The sequence below is a fragment of the Mesorhizobium sp. LSJC280B00 genome, from assembly GCF_000502835.1.
Taxonomy (GTDB): Bacteria; Pseudomonadota; Alphaproteobacteria; order Rhizobiales; family Rhizobiaceae; genus Mesorhizobium.
In genome coordinates, this window is record NZ_AYVL01000020.1 from 54,321 (window position 1) to 71,695 (window position 17,375).

At 60.1% G+C, this 17,375-nt stretch carries 12 protein-coding genes, 1 tRNA gene and 4 pseudogenes; 7 read left to right on the forward strand and 10 right to left on the reverse strand.

Annotated elements, in window-relative coordinates:
• Positions 1 to 4: 4 nt before the first annotated feature.
• The 3 genes from X773_RS63780 to X773_RS63790 form a co-directional block, all read right to left on the reverse strand.
• On the reverse strand, positions 5 to 814 hold the full coding sequence (locus X773_RS63780) for a FecR domain-containing protein (protein WP_198023599.1): 810 nt from the start codon (positions 812 to 814) through the stop codon (positions 5 to 7).
• 11 nt (positions 815 to 825) lie between these two features.
• Positions 826 to 2,100: a tetratricopeptide repeat protein gene (locus X773_RS63785; RefSeq protein ID WP_023678726.1), complete on the reverse strand. Its 1,275-nt coding sequence runs from the start codon at positions 2,098 to 2,100 to the stop codon at positions 826 to 828.
• A 341-nt stretch (positions 2,101 to 2,441) separates the two neighbouring features.
• The gene (locus X773_RS63790) at positions 2,442 to 3,629 is read right to left on the reverse strand and encodes a magnesium transporter (RefSeq protein WP_023678727.1); all 1,188 of its coding nucleotides are present in this window, start codon (positions 3,627 to 3,629) and stop codon (positions 2,442 to 2,444) included.
• Between the two features lie 426 nt (positions 3,630 to 4,055).
• On the opposite strand from X773_RS63790, the gene X773_RS63795 reads away from it, so the two are divergent.
• The 3 genes and pseudogenes from X773_RS63795 to X773_RS74920 all read left to right on the forward strand — a co-directional run.
• Positions 4,056 to 4,436: a hypothetical protein gene (locus X773_RS63795; protein WP_156937400.1), complete on the forward strand. Its 381-nt coding sequence runs from the start codon at positions 4,056 to 4,058 to the stop codon at positions 4,434 to 4,436.
• Between the two features lie 102 nt (positions 4,437 to 4,538).
• A pseudogene (locus tag X773_RS77485) lies at positions 4,539 to 4,764 on the forward strand (transposase); the annotation flags it as partial.
• Positions 4,759 to 5,203: pseudogene (locus tag X773_RS74920) on the forward strand (sugar phosphate isomerase/epimerase); the annotation flags it as partial. The pseudogenes X773_RS77485 and X773_RS74920, both read left to right, overlap by 6 nt.
• 325 nt (positions 5,204 to 5,528) lie before the next feature.
• Here the strand turns inward: X773_RS74920 and X773_RS76580 are convergent.
• The 3 genes and pseudogenes from X773_RS76580 to X773_RS0138620 form a co-directional block, all read right to left on the reverse strand.
• The gene (locus X773_RS76580) at positions 5,529 to 5,693 is read right to left on the reverse strand and encodes a hypothetical protein (protein ID WP_023678731.1); all 165 of its coding nucleotides are present in this window, start codon (positions 5,691 to 5,693) and stop codon (positions 5,529 to 5,531) included.
• Positions 5,694 to 6,193: 500 nt separating this feature from the next.
• A pseudogene (locus X773_RS0138615) lies at positions 6,194 to 7,006 on the reverse strand (IS110 family transposase); the annotation flags it as partial.
• Between the two features lie 124 nt (positions 7,007 to 7,130).
• Positions 7,131 to 7,343: pseudogene (locus X773_RS0138620) on the reverse strand (IS110 family transposase); the annotation flags it as partial.
• A 181-nt stretch (positions 7,344 to 7,524) separates the two neighbouring features.
• On the opposite strand from X773_RS0138620, the gene X773_RS0138625 reads away from it, so the two are divergent.
• Positions 7,525 to 8,163, forward strand: coding sequence for a hypothetical protein (locus X773_RS0138625; RefSeq protein WP_245274765.1), 639 nt, complete (start codon positions 7,525 to 7,527; stop codon positions 8,161 to 8,163).
• Positions 8,129 to 8,353: a DUF2274 domain-containing protein gene (locus X773_RS63805; RefSeq protein WP_051406184.1), complete on the forward strand. Its 225-nt coding sequence runs from the start codon at positions 8,129 to 8,131 to the stop codon at positions 8,351 to 8,353. Before X773_RS0138625 ends, X773_RS63805 begins: the two co-directional genes overlap by 35 nt.
• 31 nt (positions 8,354 to 8,384) lie before the next feature.
• Here X773_RS63805 and X773_RS73775 read toward each other — a convergent pair whose 3' ends face one another.
• The 4 genes from X773_RS73775 to X773_RS63820 form a co-directional block, all read right to left on the reverse strand.
• Complete coding sequence (locus tag X773_RS73775) at positions 8,385 to 9,272, reverse strand: LysR family transcriptional regulator (protein ID WP_051406185.1); 888 nt, start codon at positions 9,270 to 9,272, stop codon at positions 8,385 to 8,387.
• Between the two features lie 551 nt (positions 9,273 to 9,823).
• Positions 9,824 to 12,010: a calcium-binding protein gene (locus X773_RS78320; protein WP_023678734.1), complete on the reverse strand. Its 2,187-nt coding sequence runs from the start codon at positions 12,008 to 12,010 to the stop codon at positions 9,824 to 9,826.
• 636 nt (positions 12,011 to 12,646) lie between these two features.
• Positions 12,647 to 12,721, reverse strand: a tRNA-Gln gene (locus tag X773_RS63815).
• A 122-nt stretch (positions 12,722 to 12,843) separates the two neighbouring features.
• On the reverse strand, positions 12,844 to 13,188 hold the full coding sequence (locus X773_RS63820; protein WP_023678735.1) for a glyoxalase: 345 nt from the start codon (positions 13,186 to 13,188) through the stop codon (positions 12,844 to 12,846).
• Between the two features lie 184 nt (positions 13,189 to 13,372).
• On the opposite strand from X773_RS63820, the gene ppdK reads away from it, so the two are divergent.
• Complete coding sequence (ppdK, locus tag X773_RS63825) at positions 13,373 to 16,051, forward strand: pyruvate, phosphate dikinase (RefSeq protein WP_023678736.1); 2,679 nt, start codon at positions 13,373 to 13,375, stop codon at positions 16,049 to 16,051.
• Between the two features lie 135 nt (positions 16,052 to 16,186).
• On the forward strand, positions 16,187 to 17,290 hold the full coding sequence (locus X773_RS63830) for a glycosyltransferase family 9 protein (RefSeq protein ID WP_023678737.1): 1,104 nt from the start codon (positions 16,187 to 16,189) through the stop codon (positions 17,288 to 17,290).
• The last annotated feature ends 85 nt before the right edge of the window (positions 17,291 to 17,375 follow it).

The window sequence follows — 17,375 nt, forward strand, 5'->3', positions numbered from 1 at the left end:
AGGCCTAATTGCAGTAGTAGCAGCAACCCTCACCCTCACACTCGCCCTTATCCACGCCCCCGCCCACAGGTGGCGTTAGGCTGTCGGGGAACTCCATGACCACTCCTGGCAATGCGCCGTCCGTGGACTCGCAGACTTTGAGCGAGCCGCCGAGTGCCGACGCACAAATCGCGCTTACGTCCAATCCAGGACCCGGTGCGCCTGGCAGGCCGGTGCCGGCTATCCGGTCGATGCTGTCCAATATCGGGAAGGTGTCGATTCCGCCGTAGCCGGTCAGCAGCTTGCCATCTTCCGATGTGCAGGCGTAGCCCGGGTTTGTGATGACCAGCCGTTTGCCATTGATCGTGCAGGTCATGCGGCCGGCGCGCAGTATGCCGACGGTCTGGCCGGCTGCCACCAGCACTTCGATGATGCCGCCTCTCGCCCCGAGCACCATGTGCGGCGTCGCAACCTGCATGACGCCCCCTTTCGAAACCTGGCCGCCATAGAAACGGGCCAGGCCGCTGTTCATGCCGATGTCGATCTTTCCCGATCCGGAGCCTGGATTGTAGACGAATTCATCGATCGTCAGGCTGGTGTTCGGACCAATCTTGGCGCTCGATTCATCCCGGAACACCAGCATTCCAAGACCGGTGGGATTGCTGCGCAACTGGTCGCCGAGTTCGACGCCGGCACCAACGTTCATTGTCCCGCCGTTGTTGCGGACGATGTTGGTCTGATAGGCCGTCATCGACCCGACCGTCTCAGCGGCGGATGGTGCCGCGAAGGCAAGGCAGGCGATAAAAATGGCGATCTGACGGTACGGGGTCCTCATCGCGGCCTCTTTCAATTGAGCGTCAACGTATAGCTCATGAGCATTTCGAACGATTTTCGGTCGCGGTTGGCGATGTCGAAGTTGGTTTCGCGATAGGCGAGATCGACGCTGATCTTCTGCGCCTCCGTCAGCTGAAAATCGCTTTCCGAGGCAATGCGCCAGAAGTCGCTCTTGATATTTGTACCGATGCCGACAGACAGATCGGGAGTGTCGCTGTGGCCGGCCGAGAAGGCGATCTGGTGCGACCATGCGAAAAGATCCGGTACGTTCATCAAGAGGCCGCCATAGCGGACCTCGCCCGTGTAGCTGCGGCCGATTTCGCCAGATCCGGAAGCGAAGTCATTCGAGCCGACAAAGCGCAGTCCGAGCGCCTGGCCATTGCGGAAGCGGTAGCTGCCGCCTGCCTCATAGAAGACCCTGCTATCGGCGAAAATGCCTTGCGAGGGGCTTAGATCGATATAGCCGCCACCGGCGAAGAGCGTCGTCTCGACCGTCGGGCGAACGAGGAAGCGTCCACTGAGGCCGATGCCGGTTTCGTGGATATCGCTGTCGAAACGATCCGTAACGGTAAACGCCGAAAGCAGCAGGCGCAGCGAATCGATCCCACTGTTGGGTAGCCCCTTGTCCCAGGTAATCGCGGCGTTGCCGTGGATAAAAGTCTTCTCGCTGCCTGGAACCGACAGGTCTTCCGTGAAAAAACGCTCTGTCGCCGTCAATGACCCTGAAAGGACGAGAGCGTCAGCACTTGGCGTGCCGAGGTCCCACCGGACAAAGCCTTCCGCCCGCCCATAGGGCGAGACGAAGCTGTCGTCGTCCTGCGCCCCGCCGGGCTCAAAATCGGTAAATGCGCTGAACACGCCGCCGGTCAGGGCGAGTTCCCAGGTGACGCCACGCAACGCGCGCTCGATGCGGGCGAGCAGGCGAACCGCTTCCTGCTGGTCACTTGCGGTCAGACCGCCGACTTCGATGCCGTACTGCACCTGCCGCCGGGCCAATTCATAGGAGCCGACATGATAGTACAATCGGCTGGCCGCCAGTCGGGCGCGCGCATCGCGGGGATATTTGATCAGATACTGCTCGATTGAGGAGATCGCCTGATCGTATTGTCCCGCATTGACGGCAACTGTGACGAACTGGGCGAGCGTTCCGTTGTCGGCCGGACTGGCGATGCGGGCTGAAAACGCATCGTCATATGCCGTAAAAAGACCTTGTGCGCCGGCCGGCAATACGCCGGTACAAAGCAGCGCCGCGGCGCAGCCGAAGATCGTTCGAAACGAAGATTGCATGCCGAGAACCCACCCCAAACCCGACTAGTGCGAAGGACTTAGCACGACCACAAGAAAAAGGCGACTGAACGGTCGCCAGACCATGCGAGTCTCAGCAGCTGTTGCAGCTGCGCAACAAACCATCGGTTTATTCGTGCTTCGGCTACGCCCGTTGGCCAAATGTATTCTCAGCGTTGCTGTGCACAATTGAAGTATTCGGCATCGGCGGCAACTAACTCAAGTCATCATCAGTGGCGGATCGCACAGTCGACAAGATTAATATTTTTTGCGCGGTTCGTTGAACGCTACGAGGTCAGCTTATCGCCCCCGACGCCCAGGGACGCGTCACCGGACGCGTCTTGCTACAGCACGAGCATGGTGGCCAGCCCCAGCATCAGGCCCATGCCAACGATATCGGTCACGGTGGTGAGAAAGATCGCCGAAGCGACGGCCGGATCGGCGCCGACCCGGCGCAGGCCCAGCGGGATCAGCACGCCGGAGATTCCGGACATGAGGCACGATCCGGACATGGCAAGCAGGATCACAAGTGCCAGCATGGGCGCCTGGGCCGCCGACTCCGGTTGCCGCGACGCGTAGAACCACATCGCCGCAGCCGCCACAAGACCGACGAGCACGCCGTTGGCGATCCCGAGCGCGCCCTCCCTCATCACCAGGTGCAGCTTCGGTCGTTTGTCCACATCCCCCAGGGCAAGGCCACGCAGCGTCATAGCCAGTGCCTGGCAGCCGGTGTTTCCGCTCTGCCCGGCCAAGACCGGGAGGAACGCCGCCAGGGCGACGATCTTCTCGATCGTGCCTGTGAACGAACTGACCACGAAAGCGGCCATGAAGGCCGTCAGCAGGTTCAGCTGCAGCCACGGGTGACGCTTCAAGAAGGCTGAAAACAGCGGCGTAAAAGAACGCTCCTCCTTCTGGACACCCACCATCTGGCCAGACTGGGCGGAAATCTCGATGATTTGCTGCTCGAACAGTCGCCAGCCGCGGACCTGCCCGAGCAGCCGGTTCTCCGCGTCCACCACGGGATAGACAGGGTAGTGACGGCGTACCGCCGCCTTGCATGCGTCGCTCAAAGAGAGATCGACGTTAAGGGCGAACGGCCTGGGCAGCATGATCTGATCGACAATCGCGTCCGGTTCGCTCAGCATCAGATCGCGCAGGACCACCAGGCCAACCAGTTTGTCGCCCCCCTCCGTAACATAGAGATAAGTGAGCTCGGTCGGCACCTGGGTGCGTCTGACGGCCTCCACTGCGGCGGCTATCGTCGTGCCGACAGGAACGCTGGCGGGAATCGGGTCCATCAGTTCGACGAGCGACTCAGGGATCGCAAGGTCCTTGCCATCGCCATGAGGCTTGACGGGCCGCATATGCGGCGGCAAATGCTCCGCCACCTTACGGGCATGCCTGTCCGGCAACAACTTTAGTGTGTCCCGGATGAACTCGGGAGACTCTCGGGCAAGCAATTCAGCCGCGTCATCAGGTGCTCGAGCACGCAGCGTGCGTACCAGCTTCTGAACGTCGTTCTCTTCCTTCATCTGCCGCCGCCCCCAAATTGCTAGTGTCTTGCCTCTGACAGTATGACACGGATCGGATCGCTCTGTCTGGCGCGCAGTGGCCCAAGCGCCTCGATCCCGAAATCTTCGCCTCTCGGGCCCGAGTGGACCGAACCCAGACAGATCTGCGTCATTGCGTGGGTGCATACAGGCGGGCTGTAACGTCAGAGTGTCGCCGAGAATTTGACGTGTTGCGAACTTCACCGGTCTTTTGGGCTTTGCGAGCACGCCGCACCAAGGAAACTTAAACCCGGAAGTTCTGCAGAGGCAGGGTCTCCGGCGTTCGAATTGATTGCCTCATCCGGCGCATCTTGCCAGTTTCACCAGCTATTGACGCCACGGCCGGTTAAGATCTGCGACTGCTTGCACAGAAGGATGTGGAGCACGAGCTCCTTCGAGGACGATTTCATGACGGTCTTGTACCAAGGCAAAAACTTCGGCAAGTTCGTTGCGTCTTGGGAGAGGGCAACAACAATGAAATTATCTTGCGTAGGCATGATGCCGGTCGCGGCAATGGTGATTTGCGCAAACTCGTTCGTTCCAACCGCCGCCCGCGCTAACTCGGTTGCCTTCGATTATGGATATCAGATGGCGGCTTATCTGTTTTGCTCTCAATCGATCTATAACGACAGACGTTTTGGCGACTTTCTTGTTGAGGATGGGAAGTATGACAAAACGAAAGAGTACAATCGTGGCGTTGCCGCTCTGAAAGCCGCGCTCAAAGGCCCCCACCCTAGGAAAGTGTGCTTCGATGCCGCCCGCGCCAGCGGTTGGTGGACCGACCGCTGACGGCTTTCGAACTCGGTCTTTAGTTGGTTGCTTATCGGCTTCGGCTCACCGCCGATCGGCGGGCCGTCGAAGCCGTGCAACCATGCCTCGGCACGCTCGCTGTCGCGGCGCTGGCAGTCCGGCTCCACGACTGACGTCCGGGGACGGATCTCGAAAGCCGGCGACTCGGATGTGCGGCGTGCGCTCTGCGAGGCGGTATCGGGTCTGGTGATCCGCTTCAAGGGCAGGGACAAGGTCAAGAGCTGGGGTGAGGCGACCGCCAAACGCTCCTGCCACCGCAGAGCCAGCGTCGCGGTGGTCCCGCAAGTTGGCGGTGATCATCATCGCCTTTGAGAACCTCTTCGCCATGGAACCGGGTCAGTGCCGGCAGACCCCGGCCGAGGTGGCGCAGACGGTTAAGGCGGTCGGCCATCCGAACTTGGTGGCGCTTATCGATTTCAGTCACGCCTATATTGAATCCACCCATCGCGGCCTGAACTTCTGCGGGCAATGCCGCCGGTGGCGGGGCACCTGCATGTCCATGACTCCTTCGGGCGCCCGCAGGGCTTCCACAGAACCTACCTCCCGCAGGAGGACGCAGCGCTGGGTATAGGCGACCTGCACATGCCCCTCGGCTGGGCGATATCGAATAGGATGACATCTTCAGTGAGCTGGCCTTCTTGCCCGGGACCGTCCTCATCATGGAAATCGGGCCCCGCTATCCCAACGAGCAACCCGATTGCCTGGCCCGGGCAAAAAAATCTCGTCACGTTGAACGATCGCGCTGAGCGCGGAGCGGCGGAGTAAAAACGGAGAATCCGCGGCTGTTGTGCTGCCAATGTCGGCCAGAGCTGCCGAACTCGTTGGCAGCGAGCCGTTCCGCATTGGCAAGGTCGACCGTAACGAGTTTTGTCGGTCTGTTTCGATGAGATTGTAAGAAGAGTTCGCCTGCCGGTCCACGATACGACGGCCAGCATTAGTTGGCTTGTCCCTGGTGGTCGAGCGCGGGCAGGGGCTGGAAACATACAAGTCATCCACCCGTTCGCCATCCATGTGATCGCATGCGTGCTCGCCAACCCGGTACCTTGGCGGCGTCCGCCAGCTCCCTTCTGACTATTCCCTTTCCTTCGCACTTATCTTAATTCCGCGCCGTTCCGCGTACTCGATCAATGCGAGTTCTATCACCGAGGTGATAGAACGCCGCTCCGCGTCTGCAAGCTGTTGCGCCAAGGCCAACACCGGCGGATCAAGGCGGGTGGTGAACGGCTTTTTTGTCATTTTCGCTCTGCGGCTTGATATTCAGTTTCAAAAGGCGTATAGATATGCACGTGCATCGCACTTTCATCGCACGTGCGGCGGCTGGCCAGAGTGCGCCAACACTCCAGTCAGCCTGACCACAACCCAAGCTGATTGGAGCTCGGATCATGGCTTCTCTATTCGGCGGCTTGGGGTCAAGCGCTTTTGTCATTTTCTGCCTTACCAGCTTNGGAGCTCGGATCATGGCTTCTCTATTCGGCGGCTTGGGGTCAAGCGCTTTTGTCATTTTCTGCCTTACCAGCTTCTGACATCATTCGCGGGTTCGTGCTTCTCTCCGGGATCGGCCCATTGGCCCTCCCTTGATGGGATTCAGAGAATAAGGCGGAACAATCTGATTCGCGTCCTGGCCAGCATGACATGACCGGTGCGCCCATGATCGCGAACTCACCTCATCCTTCGTCCCGCGAAGGACGTGCTTCCGCGCTGGGCGGAACTCTCTACCTCTTCTTCCCGGCCTTTTGTCACACGGCTGACGCCATGGTTTCCCGCGTCCAGCGGAACTCGCTGTTGTCCAGCCACATGCGGTGCATGACGACCGCCAGGCGACGTGCGAGCGCGACTATCGCCCTGCGCAAGCCGCGCCGCTTGGCGACGTTCATCGCCCAGGCCTTCAGCCATGACCATTTCTTCACGTGCGTCAGCATGACTTGGGCTGCTTCATAGAGCAATGTTCGCATCATGCCGTCCCCGCAGAGTGAGATGCCTCCAACGCGCTTGCTTTCGCCGGACTCGTCGAGCTTCGGTGTCAGCCCCAGGATCGGCCCTACCGCCTTAGAGTTTCTGAACCGTTGTGGAATGTCGATCGTCGCGGTGTACGCGAGCGCCACTATGGAGCCGACACCAGGGACCGTCATCAAGCGCCGGCAGGTAGCATCGCCCCTGGCGATCGCCAGCACTTGTCTGTGCAGGTGCGCAAATTCCTCGCGCAGCTTCCGCCTGGCGGCCAGCAGTGGCTCCATGATCTGTTCCAGATCGGGCATGCATTCGACAAGCTCACGGATGCGGTCCTCGAACTTCGCCGTTCCCACGGCGCCGACCTTGAGCCCGAAGTTGCGCAGAAGACCGCGGATGTCGTTCTCGATCGCGATCGCCTTTTCCTGCAAGATCTTGCGGGCCGTCAGCAGCACCCGGCGCTTCTGGCTCGTCAGCGTCTTGATGTGCACCGGGCGGAATAGGTTGACCCGCATCATCTGGGCTATGCCGCGCGCATCATTGCGATCTGTCTTGTTCGGCTGCGCCTTCAGGAATGCTTTCACATGACGTGTTTCGATGCAGANACAACCCAAGCTGATTGGAGCTCGGATCATGGCTTCTCTATTCGGCGGCTTGGGGTCAAGCGCTTTTGTCATTTTCTGCCTTACTAGCTTCTGACATCATTCGCGGGTTCGTGCTTCTCTGCCCGGCCCTGGCCAGCCCCTCGAATAGCCACTGCGACAAGGGCCCTGCTTCGAGCCCGACCCGTTCGACGTTCCAAGTCGAGTCCTTCAGCACCGCAATGATATCGTCAGGGTGGCTGACTACCTTCACCTCACGACAAATCCTGCCGGTTTCGTCGACAACGCAAACGGCGGTTTCCTTCACCGAGATATCGAGGCCAACAAAATGCTTCATGTTGCGCTTCCTTTCCTGATGCTTGTGGCTGTCTGGACAGACCAAGTTATCATCAGCTCGAAGCGCAACACCTCTTTGCATCACCTTTGAAGATGGGCTCGAGCCGAATACCCCATCTGATTCCGACAATACCACGACTCTGCCTTACGTCACCCGCAGGCGAGTACTTGAGGGAACAGTCGTGGCCACCACCGCGTGGACGCTCCAAGGCAACGCGCCCGCAAGCGGCGCCGGAAGCACGAATGTGGGTTCTGATCCTGCACTGGCGCTTTGGCGGGAATGGGAGAGAGTCCACAAACAGACCGAGCGGCTTTGCCGGAGGCAGCAGCGCTTGGAGACAAGGCTTGTCGAGAGCGTCGGCTTTCCCTGTGTGACCGTCCGCCTAACCGAGGGTGAGCAGGTGACGATCCATTCGATCGAGATGCTCAATGAAGTGCTCGGCAAAGCGCCGGATATGGCGGCTCTCCGCGAAAAGGCCGAAGCTGATTTCGCGGCGCATCAGGCACGCTGGGATGCGGCTGCGGAGCAAACCGGCTACACCGCCGCCTTCAGGACCGAGTGCGAGGCTAGCGAGAAAATGCAAGATCTGCTGCAAGCTTTCTCAACCACCCCCGCTACGACTCTGGCCGGTGTGGCGGGCAAGCTCGATGCCGTGTTGCGCGAGGGCGAAGCGTGGGAGGAATGCTCCGAGTTTCCTTGGCCGCAAATCCGCTCAGCGCTCTGCGATCTGGTGCGCATCGCCGAACGCTTTGGTGCTGACCGGGTGCGGCGCCGAAGGATCCGTCATGACCAAACTGAAACTCTCCGTCATTCCCGATGACCGTCCGGTCAAGATCACGGTCGAACTGCCCGGCACCATTCATCGCGATCTCGTCGCCTATGCTGAATTGCTGGGCCGCGAGACCGGACAGATAGTCGCCGATCCGGCAAAGCTGATAGCGCCGATGCTGACCCGGTTCATGACAAGACAGAGCCTTTGCCAGAACCCGAGGAAGCCTGAAGCCGGATGAGTGTTCGGGGTTTATGTCTGTTGGAGGGCCATCAGGAAGAATACCGATCACGCAGAAACGCGATGAAGATCGGCAGGGCAGGATTGGCGTTGTCCGGGCGCCAACGGGCAAAATTGCAGATCTGGATTGGCTTGCTCCCGATCCGCAGCTTGCGGCAGACGGCGCCGTCAGGAAGGCTGTTAGCATCTCTGTGGTGGATCAGAGCGACTCCTAGACCGTTTCCGACAAGGCGCAGCAGGATGCCCGCACTGACGTGATGTTCGACGATCGCGGGAAGCTGTACACTGCTTCCAACAGCGTCGGCGAGTAGAAATGCTTCGCCCCTGCGCACGAGCAGCGTCTCCTGGCCTAGCTCCGACCACTCGATCACGGGACGGCTTGCGAGAGGATGACTGGAATCGAGGACGACGGCTAGGGTATCCTTCCACAATTTCAGTTCGAATGCGCCGCCAGTGGATCGGGAGGAGGAAGTGACGGTGACGTCGACCTGCGTGCCGCCCATCGCAGCCCTGGGCTCAGGATGAGAACCTTCTATCAAGCTGACGGTCACATTTGGATAACATTTCCCGAACTCAATGATTGCACCCAGCGCTCGCCCGGCGAGGATGAGTCCGTTGGAGCCGATGGAAAGCCTTTGTTGTTCATCCTTGATGCCCGTCCTGGCCAGCGTCAGAGTATTGTCCAGTTCGAGCAGCACGGAGCGAAGACGATCGAGGAAACGCTCGCCGGCCGGGGTTGGGCCAACGCCGCGGGCATGGCGATGAAATATCCTCGTTCCCATCTCGTATTCGAGATCGCGGATGCGCCGGCTGAGCGCGGTGTGATCGATCCCAGTGCGCCGCGCCGCGCGCAGAAAGCTGCCCTCCTCGGCGACGACAAGCGCATAATTGAGAGTCGCTAGTTGAATGGAGTTCCGCATCTGTGCTCAACGTGTAGGTGGCGACAAGTCGCACACGTTTGAGCGCTTTTGGCCGCGGCCGGCTATCACCAAATCTCAGTATTGACACTGATGAGGCCACCGACGCCTCTTATGAAAGAAACAACGGACGTCAGGTGGCGTGCAGCAATCTCTCGCGATCACCGGGAGCTATCCCCGAATGCGCGTCGGAGTAGACGAGCTCGAATGTGTGTTTGGTTTGCGCCGCCTTCACCTGAGGGGAACCCTTAACCTTGAGTGGCACTCATGGTCGGCCATGGCGCCTCGCCGTGATTCATGCTGGGTCGGTACGGTGGGTCCGCTGGCAAGAGAGGGCTCGCACGAGCCGATCAGCGATGGCAGGGCACTCGCAGCGATGATCCCGAAGGACACTCACCGAAAGAGACCACTCCGTTTTCTCGCTCATCTAATGGAGGGCACGCCCGCTACCTCCAGGGACAACACCGGCCAAAACATCTATCTCGGACATCCGGCGCTTGAACAAAGATAGAGCGGCGGACACCTCGAGTTGAAGGTCCGCCGCACTGGCTGTTTCAGGTCACGAAGAATGAGCCTGCCGTAATCGAGAGACCTGGAGAAAGCGTGGCGAACTGTACTTGATGTGCGCCACCGGTCCCGTCACTGTCGAAAGAGAGCGCTCCGGTTGAGCTGTTGTAGATGATATGGTCGGAGCTGTCATGTGCGGCCGTGCCGGCAAAGAAGGCGTCGGATGAAAGGCCGCCCACCTTAAGCCCGGCAAAAATGGCATGGTCGAGCTGGATCTTGTCCTGGAGCTTGTTGAAGTCGGTGACCTTGTCGATATTGCCGGCTCCAAGAGCGCTATTGAACACGAAAGCATCGTTGCCTCCGTTACCGGTCAAGATGTCGGCACCGCCGCCACCGTTGATGATGTTCGCGCCGGCATTGCCTTGGATGGTCTGGGCAAAGGCGTTGCCGGTGAGATTGATCGCCGTCGCCCCGGACGGATTGCTGGTGGCGAGAAGCTCGATCTCCTGCCCAGCTAAAAGGGCATGGCTGACGGAGGCGAGAACTTTGTCCGTGCCACCACCAGCCGCTTCGTACACCCTATCGCCGGCATTATCGACATAGTAGGTGTCGTTGCCGCGATAGCCTGCCATCATGTCGGCTCCGGAGCCGCCGTTGATGGTGTTATTGGCCGCATTGCCCAGGATGGTTTGGGCGAACTCGTTGCCGGTGAGGTTGATGGCTGTGGTGCCCGAAGAGTTCGTTGTGCCGAGACGCTCAATCTCCTGCCCGGCCAAAAGGGTATGGCTCACGGAGGCGAGAACTTTGTCCGTGCCACCACCAGCCGCCTCGTACACCCTATCGCCGGCATTATCGACATAGTAGGCGTCGTTGCCGCCATAGCCGACCATCGTATCGGCGCCACCGCCGCCGTTGATGACATTGGCGCCGGCATTGCCCTGGATGGTCTGGGCGAACTCATTGCCGGTGAGGTTGATTGCCGATGTGCCTGACGGGTTGGTGGCGAGAAGCTCGATCTGCGAGCCGGCCGACAGGACGTGACTCACCGAGGCGAGCACTTTGTCGTTGCCCCCGCCCACCGCCTCAATCGCCCTGTCGCCGGCATTGTCTACATAGTAGGTGTCGTTGCCGCCATAGCCGACCAACGTATCGGCCCCACCGGCGCCGTTGATGACATTGGCACCGGCATTGCCCTGGATAGTCTGGGCGAACGCATTGCCGGTCAGGTTGATCGCCGTGGTGCCGGACGGGCTGTTGGTGGCGAGAAGTTCGATTTCCGATCCGGCCGCAAGCGCATGACTTACGGAGGCGAATGCTTTGTCGGTACCGCCGCCCGCAGCCTCGATCTCCTTGTCGCGGATGTCATCGACATAATAGGTGTCATTGCCACCATAGCCGATCATTGTGTGGCCGCCGGCCCCGTGAAACACATCGTCGCCGCTGGTGCCATACAAGGTGTCGCTTGTGTCGACGGGAGGCGGAGTGGTCCCCGTCGTTGCAAGGTTGTGTTCCCGGAAAACGGCCTGCAGTTCCGAAGAGCTCTCCAACGCTGTGTCGCCTCGCTGCGAACCCCAGGCGTATGCGTAGTCGAAGGCGGGTGACGGAACCAGCTTGGCCCAGTGCTCCATCATGGTCTCCATCTGGGCGGCGGTGGGCACCACATATTTGCCACCCATATCGGTGTTATACTCGCCACCTCCAAACGCCTGGTAGCCCGGAACGATCTGGCTCGTCGGGATGCCCGATGCCTGAGCGGCGGCAACGAATTTATCGATCATGTTGTAGTCGACCGGGCCATCCGTGCGGACCGGATAGACATCTATGCCGTAGTAATCGATACCCGTATTGGCGGGATTGTACGTGCCCCTGAAATCCGGATTCGCCGACGTCCCCAAGCTCATCATTGTGATGTAGGTCTTGGCGCCTGGAAAATGCTCATGGATCCAGTCGGATTCTGCCTTCAGATTTGCCGCAGAGGCGTAGGTACCCCATTGGCCGGTGGGATCCGGCTCGTCAACCAGGAAGAACCCAAATACGTTCGGATTGCCGAGGAAAGGAGTAACCTTGTCGATAAAGGATTGGGTTACTCCGTTGGCCTCGTCGAGGTAGACCAAGCCTTTCATGTCCTCTGGCAGCTCGTTGACCTGGTCAACATATTGCACGCTAGCCAGATTGAATCCGGCTTTTGCAATGTCCGTGCCGGATCCGCCCGACGTGTAATGGAGAGTCGCCATCCATAATCCCTCATTTTGATTCGATAGCGCCCCGCGGATGCCTGCCTACTAGAAGGTGTATATTAGCGCCAAATCACATACCTGCACGCCCTGATAGAATGATTGATCGGCGGCAGGATTCTCACGTTGCAGCGAAAAATATACTTACGGATAGTCGACATTGTGCGATAAAAGCAAATTTAACTTCAGAGATTCCCACGTTGTTTTCCGAAAGATGCTTATTGATATTTCTGCGACATTATACTTGTTGATGACAGTACAAGATAAATATGATCGCTGATGCTTAAAAAGAAATTATATTTTAATTAAAATTAGTTCGATAATTGCGCCGGTTGCTACTAGAGAGGCGTTGGAGGCGCTGACTTATCTGAAGAAGAGCGAAAAAATCTGATGTTTTGGATTATAAAAGTCTAAACTATAAGATCGAACGCCAAACCGAGGCAGAAAAACTGCTTTTCTCCACAAGATGCATTTGACTTCCGGCCAATTGAGCCGACATTAAACTAAGATGCCAGCCGGATCGCGCTCTCTGCCGGAGACACCAATTTGTTGTGGACAGATACCGCAGATACCAGTCCGCGACCAAGGTGTCTGCAACTGAGATTACGACTCGGGGGATCGTCAGAATTGGAGAACTGGCTGGGGCGCCAGGATTCGAACCTGGGAATGTCGGTACCAAAAACCGATGCCTTACCACTTGGCTACGCCCCAACAGCCGGAGGGTGCCCGCTGTGCGCGCGGCCTTATAGGACGAGCCGGGAGAAAGCTCAATGCCGACATATCGACTATGCGCGGCCAATCCACCAGTTTTGCAATCGCTACTTTAAACGGATCTATTCACCCCACACCGCCACTTCATTGCCAACCGGATCGACGAAATGGAACCGCCTGCCGCCGGGGAATGAAAAGATCGGCTTGACGACGGTGCCGCCGGCGTTCTCGACGGCGCTTAATGTTTCCTCCAGCCTTTCGGAATAGAGCACGGGCAGCGGCTTGGCCGGCGCATCTTGGCCATCCGCCTGAAAACCGCCGTCCAGCCCTTCGGCAAAAGCTGAATAGGTCGGCCCGTAATCGGTGAACGACCATGACAAGGCTGCGCTGGAGAAAGCCTTCACGCTGTCCAGCGTTCCGCCTGCCGCTGGCATTTCCAGATAATCTAGCTTTCCGGCCATTCTCATCGCTCTGCCTTTTGTTCTCGTTATGTTCTGGAGCAAAGCTTTCCAAAAAGCAAGTCTTTTCGGCGCCGCTTTTCCTTAATCGATTGTAGAGGCCGGTCGGCTTGGCCGATGCCTTGCCTTTCGCACTGCAGCATCATATCGCTCGATTTAAACCTTTCCAATCTCCTGCAAACCGGGGGCAAGCATGACCAAATGGGTCTACACCTTTGGCGACGGCGCGGCGGAAGGCCGTGCCGGCGACCGCAATCTGCTCGGCGGCAAGGGCGCCAACCTTGCCGAAATGTGCAGCCTGGGCCTGCCGGTGCCGCCGGGCTTCACCATCACCACCGAGGTCTGCAACGCCTATTACGCCAACGGCCACACGTACCCGACTTCGCTGGAGGCGGACGTTGCGGTCGCGCTCGACGATATCGGTCGGCTGACCGGACGCCGTTTCGGCGATCCCTCGAAACTGCTTTTGGTGTCGGTTCGCTCAGGGGCGCGCGCCTCGATGCCAGGCATGATGGACACCGTGCTCAATCTCGGCCTGAACGACGAGACGGTTGAAGCCTTGGCCGCCGATTCAGGCGATCCGCGCTTTGCCTATGACAGCTATCGCCGTTTCATCCAGATGTATTCCGACGTCGTCATGGGCCTCGACCATGAGGTGTTCGAGGAAATCCTCGAAGACCAGAAGGGCGGCCTCGGCCATGAGCTCGACACCGAGCTGACAGCCATCGAATGGCAAGGCGTAATCGCGCTCTACAAGGCTAAGGTCGAGGAGGAGCTCGGCAAGCCGTTTCCGCAGGATCCGAACGAGCAGCTGTGGGGCGCCATCGGTGCGGTGTTTTCCAGCTGGATGAACAACCGCGCCATCACCTACCGGCGCCTGCACGATATTCCCGCAAGCTGGGGCACGGCGGTCAACGTCCAGGCCATGGTCTTCGGCAATATGGGCGACACCTCGGCCACCGGCGTTGCCTTCACCCGCAACCCCTCGACCGGCGAAAAGCAGCTCTATGGCGAGTTCCTGGTCAACGCCCAGGGCGAGGATGTCGTTGCCGGCATCCGCACGCCGCAGAACATCACCGAGGCGGCGCGCATTGCCGCCGGTTCCGACAAGCCGTCGCTGCAGAAGCTGATGCCGGACGCCTTCCAGGCTTTCGTCAGCATCTCCGACCGCCTGGAAAAGCACTACCGCGACATGCAGGATCTCGAATTCACCATTGAACGCGGCAAATTGTGGATGCTGCAGACCAGGTCAGGCAAGCGCACCGCCAAGGCAGCGCTGAAGATTGCGGTCGACATGGCCAGGGACGGGCTGATCTCGAAGGAGGAGGCCGTCGCCCGCATTGATCCGGCCTCGCTCGACCAGTTGCTGCATCCCACGATCGATCCAAAGGCGGCGCGCGATATCATCGGCGTCGGCCTGCCGGCATCGCCAGGTGCTGCCACCGGCGAAATCGTGTTTTCCTCGAACGACGCCGAGGAGGCCAAGACACAAGGCCGCAAGGCGATCCTGGTGCGCATCGAGACCAGCCCCGAAGACATCCACGGCATGCATGCGGCCGAAGGCATCCTGACGACGCGCGGCGGCATGACCAGCCACGCCGCCGTGGTGGCGCGCGGCATGGGCAAACCTTGCGTTTCGGGCGCCGGCTCGCTGCGCGTCGACTACAAAGCCGGCACGCTGATGGCGATGGGCGCGACCTTCCGCAAGGGCGACATCATCACCATCGACGGCGGCAACGGCCAGGTGCTGAAGGGTGCCGTACCGATGCTGCAGCCGGAACTCTCGGGCGATTTCGCCGCCATCATGGAATGGGCCGACGGCGCGCGCCGCATGAAGGTGCGCACAAACGCCGAGACGCCGCTCGATGCGCGCATGGCGCGGTCCTTCGGCGCCGAAGGCATCGGGCTTTGCCGCACGGAGCACATGTTCTTCGACGGTGACCGCATCGTTGCCATGCGCGAGATGATCCTGGCCGATACCGAAAAGGACCGCCGAACGGCGCTGGCCAAGCTGTTGCCGATGCAGCGCTCGGATTTCCTCGAACTGTTCGAGATCATGGCCGGGCTGCCGGTGACGATCCGCCTGCTCGATCCGCCGCTGCACGAATTCCTGCCCAAGACCGAGGAGGAGGTGGCCGAGGTCGCCGCCGCCATGAATGTGTCGCCGGACAAGCTCCGGCGGCGCACCGAAGCGTTGCATGAGTTTAATCCGATGCTCGGCCATCGCGGCTGCCGGCTTGCCGTCTCATATCCCGAAATCGCCGAGATGCAGGCACGAGCCATTTTCGAGGCGGCCGTGGAGGCCGGCAGGAAGGCCGGCGCGCTGGTGGTCCCCGAAATCATGGTGCCGCTGGTCGGGTTGGTAAAGGAGCTCGACTTCGTCAAGGCGCGCATCGACGCTGTGGCCAAAAGCGTGATGGAGGAGACCGGCGTCAGGATCGATTATCTGACAGGCACGATGATCGAGCTGCCGCGCGCCGCGATCCGCGCCCATGTCATCGCCGAGGCGGCCGAATTCTTCTCTTTCGGCACCAACGATTTGACCCAGACCACCTTCGGCATCTCGCGCGACGACGCGGCCTCGTTCCTCGAGACTTACCGCAAAAAAGGCATCATCGAGCAGGATCCATTCGTGTCACTCGACATAGAGGGTGTCGGCGAGCTGGTGCGGATGGCGGCCGAAAAGGGCAGGGCGACACGGCCCGACATCAAGCTCGGTATTTGCGGCGAGCATGGCGGCGACCCGGCCTCGATCCATTTCTGCGAAAAGGTCGGCCTCGACTACGTCTCGTGCTCGCCATACCGGGTGCCGATCGCCAGGCTGGCCGCCGCGCAAGCGGCGGTGCAGGCTGCAAAGAACGGCCGCGGATAGGAGTTGGAGTCCACCGGCATCTGACCTTACCGATTTGTAACCGAATTCACGCGAACGTGCGTCTGTCGGCTCCAAATCCCGACATCGTTTCTGCCCAGTTTCCGGCCTCCGAACCCGCCCCGGTGCCAGAAACAGATGTTGCAGAACCCGCCCACGCACGTCCGCTCGATTCTCATCCTCCAGACGAAATTCATCGGCGATCTTGTCCTCGCTTCCGCGCTCGCCAGAAATCTGCGCCTCCAATATCCAAAGGCCAGGATAGTGTTCCTTTGCGAGGCGAAATTTGCCAGTTTCCTGTTGGCTCATGGCATCGCCTCGGACGTGGTGGCGTTCCAGCGCGTACGGATGCGTGGCACCCCTGTGCAGCGTGGTCGCGAGCTTTACGCGATGGTGCGCGCTCTGCGCCGGATCCGGTTTGACCTGACCGTCGACCTGGCCGATTCCAAAACCTCACGCATCATCGTCAGGCTCGTCAACGCCAAGACCCGCGTTGGATATGATCCTCCCGAAAAACCGTTACGCTGGCTGGAACGCCAGCCCGCCAACGTCCTAGCCAAGCCGTTTGGCTTTGGTGGCCAGCATTATCTCTACCGCTATCTTTCGCCGCTTGAGGCGCTTGGCGTGGAGTTGCGTGCGCCGGTCCCAACGATTGAGCCGCTGCCGCTGGAGACCGCCAGGGCATTGGCGCTTCTCGACCGGCATCATCTCCGGCGTAACGCCTTCATAGCCGTTCATGCAGGAGCGAGCTTCCGGGGGCGGCAATGGCAGCCGGAACGTTTTGCGCTGGCGATCGACGAGATCTCGCGGCAGACCGGGTTGGACTTCCTGCTTGTCGGCGGCCCCGATGAACGGGCATCTGCCGAGCGCATCGTCGCCAAGGCCGCTTCGCCGGTCGTCAACGTGGTCGGGGCGCTGTCGCTGGCAACGCTGCTGGCGGTCCTCGGCCAGGCACGCCTGTTTCTGGGAAACGAGAGTGGCCCGATGCACATGGCCGCCGCCGCCGGAACGCCGGTTGTCGGCCTCTTCGGCCTGACCGACCCGGCCGTGTGGGGTCCTGTCGGCGTGGCCAATGTTACGCCGCGGCCCTCCATGCCTTGCGAGTGCATAGCCAGGGACCTGTGCCGCCGACCCGATCCGAGCAAGGCTTGCTGCGTCTGGCGACTTGAGGTCAAAGCGGTGGTCGACGCGGTGCTCGCGATCCTTTCACGTAAGGTTAAGGACGTGGAGCACGCATTGTGACCTCGCGCTTGCCAAAGGTCAGGCCGGCGGTCAAATTGCCGCTGCCGACGCTTTTGCAGGGGCATCGTCCCGATTTCCGCCTTGA